Genomic DNA, 6,388 nt, shown 5'->3' on the forward strand with positions numbered 1-6,388 from the left:
CCCGCGCGGTCATGAAGCAGCTCGCCGGCCGGTCCGCGCCACCAGGAGAGGAAAGCCTGCTGGACACAGGCGCCCGCACCGTCACCGGCAAGACCGTCGCGCAGAACCTGGACGGCGTCACGGTGGCGGACGAGGAGGTCATCCGGCCGCCGGAGCGGGCGCTCGGGCGGCGGCCCACGATCGTGCTGATCCGCGGCAGCCTCTGCCCCGAAGGCGGGATCGTCAAGCTGGCGGTCGCCGACGACCGGCGCCTCGACTTCGCCGGCCCGGCCATCGTGTTCGACTCGCTGGCGCAGGCCCTGGACGCGGTACGCGGCGGGCAGGTGGAAGCCGGGCAGGTCGTCGTGCTGCGCGGGCAGGGTGTCACCGGCTCCCCCGGCATGGGCATGGCCTCCCAGCTCGTGTTCGCGCTCGATGGCGCCGGGCTGACCGGCAAGGTGGCGGTCGTCACCGACGGGCAGCTGTCCGGCCTGGTCAACAAGGGCATCGTGGTCGGCGAGGTGTCCCCGGAGGCGGCAAAGGGCGGGCCGCTGGCACTGGTAGAAAACGGCGACACGATCCGCATCGACGTGCCCGGCCGCACCGCCGACCTGGACGTCGCGGCCGACGAGCTCACCCGGCGCAAGGCCGCGCTGCAGGCGAACCCGCCGAGCGGCGAGGTCGGCTGGCTGTCGGTCTACCAGCGACTGGTCCGGCCGCTGCCTGAGGGCGCGGTGCTGAGACCCAGAGAGTCCGCGTCATGAGCGGCGGCGCGGACCGCGCGGGGGCCAGGCGCACGGGCAAGGACAGCGCCGGGACGGGCGGCGCCCGCACGCGGGGGCGCGCCGCGCTGAACGTTACCAACCTCTCGGTCGCGTACGGGAACGTGGTCGCGGTGCACAGCGCGACGTTCACCGTGGCCGAGGGCGACGCCTGCGCGATCACCGGCCCCAACGGGAACGGCAAGTCGAGCATCCTGATGGGCGTCACCGGCATGGTGCGCCGCCGCGGCGCGGTGGAGATCTTCGGCACGTCCGCCCCCAACGGCGACGTCCGCTGGGCCGCGAGGCACGGCCTCACCCTGGTGCCCGAACGCCGCCAGCTGTACCCGGAGCTGGCCGCGATCGACAACATCCTGCTCGGCTGCTACCCGTGGACGAGAAGCATCGGCCGGGCGAGACGGTCGGGATCGTTCGGCAGAGCTATTGATCTTTTCCCCGAGCTGAAGCCGCACCTGAAGCAGCAGGCCGGCACTCTTTCCGGCGGGCAGCAGCAGATGGTCGCGATCGCGCGCGGGCTGGCGAGCGACCCCAAGATCCTCGCGGTCGACGAGCCGTGCCTCGGGCTCGCCGAGGCGGTCGCCCGCCGGGTGTACGACGTGCTGGCACGCATCCACGAGCAGGGCACCACGCTGATCATCGTCGAGGAGGCACCCAAGCGGGCGCTGACGTTGTGCAACCGGAGGGTCGAAGTGCGCAACGGTGTGGCAGGTGCGGCATGAAATTCGGCAACCTCGTCATCGCGGGCCTCGTGACCGGCTCGATCTACGCGGTGTTCGCCGTCTGCGTCTCGGTCTGGTACCGGGTGTCGAACATCCTCAACCTCGCCGTGGGCGACTTCGCGATGACCGGGGCGCTCGGCGTCGACAACCTGTACCGCGTCAAGGGCCTGCCGCTGCCCGTGGCGATCCTGACCACGCTGGCCGTCGTCGCGATCTTCGCCTACGCCTACGACATCGTCGTGCTGCGCATCGCGCAGGACGGGCCGCGGCGGATGGAGGGCATCGTGGTCACGTTCTTCTTCACGTTCGCGCTGTCGTTCTTCATCGACGGCGTGGCCAAGATGCTCTTCGGCACCGACGTGCACGCGGCGCCCGCGCTGTGGAACGGCAATTCGCTGACCTGGGGTAGCCTGCACTTCGAGCGCGCGGGCATCCTGGTGCTCGCCTGCGCGGTCATCATCGGCGCGGCGTTCTGGCTCTACATCCGCTACACGCTCGGCGGCAAGGCGCTCGAGGCCAGCGGCGAGAACGCCGTCGGGGCGCGGATCGCCGGGATCGACACCCGCCGCTACCGGCGGCTCATCTTCATCGGCACGGCGGTGATCGCGGCGGTGTTCGGCATCGTGGAGTCGCCGATCACCGGCTACACGTACCTGTCCGGCGCGACGATCTCGCTGACCGGGTTCCTTGCCGCCGCGTACGGCGGCTTCCGCAAGCCCGGCCGCGCGCTGCTGGCCGGCCTGTTCATCGGCATCCTCGAGGCGCTGCTCGACGGCTACGTCAACGCCGAGTACGGGGACACGATCCTGTACGCCCTCCTTGCCGCCGCGGTGCTCGCCTGGCCGCGCGCGCTCGGCTTCGAATCGGCGGTGAGCGGGTGAGCAGCCTGGTTAGCGTCGCGCGCACGCGGTCGCTCGTGCCCACGGGCGTTGTGCTGGCGGGCGGCGTCCTGATCGTGCTGATTTACGGGCTGCAGTACACCGGGTCGGTGTTCGTGCTGGCGGCCTGCTACGCGATCGTCACCGCGGGGATGGCGGTGCAGATCGGCTTCAGCCAGCAGATCGCGTTCAGCCAGTCGGTGTTCATGGGGGTCGGCGCCTACGGCGTGGCCATGCTGAACCAGCACTACAACATGCCGGTGCTCGTCGCCACCCCCATCGTGATGGTCGGCGCGGCGCTCGCCGCGCTGCTGCTCGGCTCCGTGGTCACGCGCGCCTCCGGGCTGGCGCTCGCCGTGGCGACGCTGATGCTGCCGCTGATCGCGGTGGGCTACGTCAGCAATACCGGGTTCCTCGGCGGTCCCGTCGGCGCGCCGCTGACCGGTGCGCTGTGGCCGTCGTCGTCGACCAACGCGACCCTGATCGGGGGCGGCCTGGTCACGATCGCGTTCCTGGCGCTCGCGGTGTTCGTCGCGTCGCGGATCCTGACCTCCGACATCGGGCTCGAGCTGTTCGTGCTCGGGGTGGACGAGCACACCGCCGCCGCCATGGGCGTGCGCACGCCGCGCCGCAAGCTCGAGCTGTTCGTGCTCGGCTGCGTGTTCGCGGCACTGGGCGGCGCCGCCTACGCCGGCACGCAGCAGTTCGTCCCCGAGACGCTGATCGACCCCACCGCCGAACTCGCGCTGCTGATCATGCTGTTCATCGGCGGGCGGCGGTCGGTCATCGGCGCGGTCATCGGCGCGCTGGTGATCCAGTACCTGCAGGGGGCCAGCAACTGGGTGAGCGTGAACATCCTCGTCGTGGAGGGGCTGCTGCTCACCGTCGTGCTGCTCACGGACCCGGAGGGGCTCGCCGGAATCGTGCACACAGGCGTGGCGTGGGTGCGCAACCGCCGCGCCCAGGCCATCGGCCAGGCCGAGAGCCCGGCCGCGATGACCGGGCCCGCGGCGCGCGCGGAGGCGGCGGGCGTGCCGCTGGCCCCGACAGACGCGGCCGGCTATGCGGGCGCGTCGCCGGCGCCGGGCACGCCCCTGGCGCCCGGCGTCACGCCGCTGCTGCAGTGCAGGGACATCGGCAAGGAGTACGGCGGCCTTTCTGTGCTCGACGACATCGCGATCGCGCTCCCCAAGCGCGGCCTGTTCGGCCTCTGCGGCCCGAACGGCGCGGGGAAGACCACCCTGCTCAACGTCATCGGCGGCAGCGTGCAGCCGTCGCGGGGCCAGGTTCTGCTCGACGGCGAGGACATCACGAGGAAGCTGCCGCATCAGCGCTTCTACCTGGGGATCAGCCGGACCTTCCAGGCGGTGCACCTGATCAAGGGCCGCACCGTGCTCGATAACGTGGCCGTCTCCTGCCTGGCCTCGCACCAGTCGGGCATCGTCACCCGGATCGCCCGCAGCAAGCTCGGCGAGGCCAGGGACAAGGCCGCGCAGACGCTCAGCGAGCTCGGCATGCAGCGGATGGCCGACCGCGAGGTCTCCTCGCTGACGCTGGAGAACCAGCGGATGGTCGAGCTCGCCCGCGCGCTCGCGCCGCGGCCGCGCCTGCTGCTGCTCGACGAGCCCGCATCAGGACTTTCCGAACAGCAGCGGTACCGCCTGGCGGACATGCTGCGCCAGTCCGGGGAGATGACCTGCGTCCTTCTCGTGGAACACGACCTGGACCTGGTGGCGCAGGTCAGCCAGCGCATCTTCGTCCTATCCGGCGGCCGTCTCGTGTTCGACGGCGGCCCAGACGACTTCCGCGCATCGCCAATCGTTAACTCGCTCCTTGTCGGTCTCTAGGAGGTTCAATCAATGCGAAGACGCACAATCATGCCGCTTATCGCCGCCGCGGCGGCCGTCCTGCTCGCCGGAGCGCTCGGCGCCTGCAGCTCGGGCGGCAGCAGCGCGGCCAGCAACTCCACGATCGTCGCCTGCGGCGACCTCGCGCTCGCCGGCCCGTACGCCCAGATCGGCGAGACGGACAACTGGGGCGCCGAGGCGTACTTCAAGCACATCGACGCCACCGGCGGCATCCTCGGCCACCAGGTCAACTACATCACGTTCAACAACCAGTCCAGCGCCTCGGAGTCCGAGCTGATCGCCCGCAAGTGCATCGACCAGTACCACGCGACCGTCATCATCGGACCGGAATCCGGCGCCGACACCGAGTCCGCGCTGCCGATCGCGATCGCCAACAAGACGATCCTGATCAGCCTGTCGTCCGGCTGGCAGAGCAACGGCTATCCGGCAAGCGAGCTCACCTCCTGGGGGTTCCCCGGCTTCTACGACGTCTTCTACGAGGACCAGTACGCCTCGGTGGTGAACCTGATCGTGCCGCGGCACTACACCCGCGTCGCGCTGCTCGAGGACAACTGCGGCTCGGTCTGCCTGGCCAACCAGGGCACGGTGCAGACGCTGGCCAAGCAGTACGGCTTCTCGCTCGTCTCCACCCAGATCGACCAGGTAGGCGCCACCGACGTCACGCCCGAGGTGCTCGCCATGCTGGCCGCCAGGCCGCAGATCATCCTCTTCGGCCTGGTGCCTGGCACCGACTCGATCACCGCGATCCGCGCGATCCGCGCGCAGGACCCGACGATCCCGATCAGCGAGTGCTCGGCCTGCGAGCTGCCCAGCTTCATCGCGGCGGCCGGCGGCGCGTCGGCGATGCAGGACATCTACGTGCTCGGCTCCATGCCAGACTGGCTGACCGCCGCTCAGCAGGGCACCTCGGCGGAGGACAAGCTCACCGCCGCGGGCCTGGAGGCCTACGAAGCCGGGATGCGGGCGGCGGGCCTGGGCAACTCGAACGCGATCGACAACAGCCAGGAAGGCTGGGACGCCGGGCTCGAGATCGACTGGGCGATCACGCAGGCGAACAGCCTGAACGAGACCGCGATCATGCAAAAGCTCCAGCACCTGGATATCAACACGCTGGGCATCGTATGGAACAGGAACCCGTCCAACTACGAGGACATCAGCGAGGTCCTGGCCGCGATGGAGATCATCAATCCCAACGGCACCCCGTCGCTGTACAAGTAAAGAATTAAAAGCCATTATCCCGAACGGTCCCGGGAGTCTGCCGGGACCGTTCGGGATACCGCTAGCCGGTGGCGGACCCGACGGGCCAGGGTCCGTGCGGTCCCTGTGCCAGGTCCAGCTCCCGGCGGAAGCGCTCGTACTGGGCGATCTCCCGCCCGGCCGGCACCAGCACGAGATCACGGGTCACCGCGGCCACCCGCCGGCGCATCGCCTGCTCGGCGCTCTCGCGCTCGCGGTCGGCAGCGAGCAGCACGATGTTCTGGCAGCCGGCGGCGGTGAGGAAGCCGAGCAGCAGGATGGCCGCCGCCATGATCAGCAGCCACGGGATCAGCGAGACGTCGCCGATCAGCGTCGACTGCTGCCGCCCGCCGTGCGCCACGGCGATGACGATGGCCCACACCACGCCCGCGGCGGCGAGCACGGTCAGCAGCCACTGCCAGGCGGCGATCAGCCGCCACCAGGCGGGCACCGCCGGGCCGGTGCCTGGCAGCGACGGCGTCACCGCGCCGGCCAGCGCCGACGGCACCGCGGCCGCGTTCGACCGTGCCGCCGCCCGCAGCGACGCCGACCATGGCGAGGGCAGCAGGCCGCCCACGGCGTCGGCGAACGCCGTGATCGCGTTGTCTACCTCGGACTGCTGCGCCTGGCCAGCCGGGCTCGCGGCCGCGACGTTCCTGCCGCCGGCGGCGCGCAGCGCGCGCACCGGGTCGCGGCGCCCGCGCATCAGCCTGGCCACCGGCCAGGCGAAGAACCGCGCCGCCTGAGTCTCGCGCGCGCCGGCCAGCGCATCGGCCACCGCGGTCAGCCCGGCCGCCTGGGCGAAGGCGGCGGTGAGGTCCCGCGCCGGACCCGCCGGCACGTTGGCCACCGGATCGGCGGCATCCCCGCTCCCGCCGTCCGCGGGCGCGTCCGCCCACGGCGGCCGGTGCCTGACGGCCTCCGGC

The 6,388-nt window shown here is 71.1% G+C and carries 5 protein-coding genes and 1 pseudogene; 5 read left to right on the forward strand and 1 reads right to left on the reverse strand.

Annotated elements, in window-relative coordinates; genetic code table 11:
- The 5 genes from Q1N79_RS14350 to Q1N79_RS14370 all read left to right on the forward strand — a co-directional run.
- Nucleotides 1-743: dihydroxy-acid dehydratase (locus Q1N79_RS14350; protein WP_300609291.1), on the forward strand; the 743-nt coding region annotated here is incomplete at its 5' end.
- Nucleotides 740-1,480, forward strand: a complete 741-nt coding sequence (locus tag Q1N79_RS14355) for an ATP-binding cassette domain-containing protein (protein WP_300609293.1) — start codon at nucleotides 740-742, stop codon at nucleotides 1,478-1,480. The genes Q1N79_RS14350 and Q1N79_RS14355, both read left to right, overlap by 4 nt.
- On the forward strand, nucleotides 1,477-2,361 hold the full coding sequence (locus Q1N79_RS14360; protein ID WP_300609295.1) for a branched-chain amino acid ABC transporter permease: 885 nt from the start codon (nucleotides 1,477-1,479) through the stop codon (nucleotides 2,359-2,361). Before Q1N79_RS14355 ends, Q1N79_RS14360 begins: the two co-directional genes overlap by 4 nt.
- Nucleotides 2,358-4,205 carry an ATP-binding cassette domain-containing protein gene (locus Q1N79_RS14365; RefSeq protein ID WP_300609297.1) on the forward strand — a complete coding sequence of 616 codons (1,848 nt, stop codon included), beginning with the start codon at nucleotides 2,358-2,360 and terminating at the stop codon, nucleotides 4,203-4,205. Before Q1N79_RS14360 ends, Q1N79_RS14365 begins: the two co-directional genes overlap by 4 nt.
- Before the next feature lie 12 nt (nucleotides 4,206-4,217).
- On the forward strand, nucleotides 4,218-5,444 hold the full coding sequence (locus Q1N79_RS14370) for an ABC transporter substrate-binding protein (protein ID WP_300609299.1): 1,227 nt from the start codon (nucleotides 4,218-4,220) through the stop codon (nucleotides 5,442-5,444).
- A gap of 61 nt (nucleotides 5,445-5,505) precedes the next feature.
- Here the strand turns inward: Q1N79_RS14370 and Q1N79_RS14375 are convergent.
- Nucleotides 5,506-6,388: pseudogene (locus Q1N79_RS14375) on the reverse strand (hypothetical protein); the annotation flags it as partial.

Source organism: Trebonia sp. (assembly GCF_030042015.1).
Lineage (GTDB): Bacteria > Actinomycetota > Actinomycetes > Streptosporangiales > Streptosporangiaceae > Trebonia.

Coding starts and splice junctions, on each gene's coding strand:
- Q1N79_RS14355 (WP_300609293.1), top strand. CDS start 740: ATGAGCGGCGGCGCGGACCGCGCGGGGGCCAGGCGCACGGGCAAGGAC.
- Q1N79_RS14360 (WP_300609295.1), top strand. CDS start 1,477: ATGAAATTCGGCAACCTCGTCATCGCGGGCCTCGTGACCGGCTCGATC.
- Q1N79_RS14370 (WP_300609299.1), top strand. CDS start 4,218: ATGCGAAGACGCACAATCATGCCGCTTATCGCCGCCGCGGCGGCCGTC.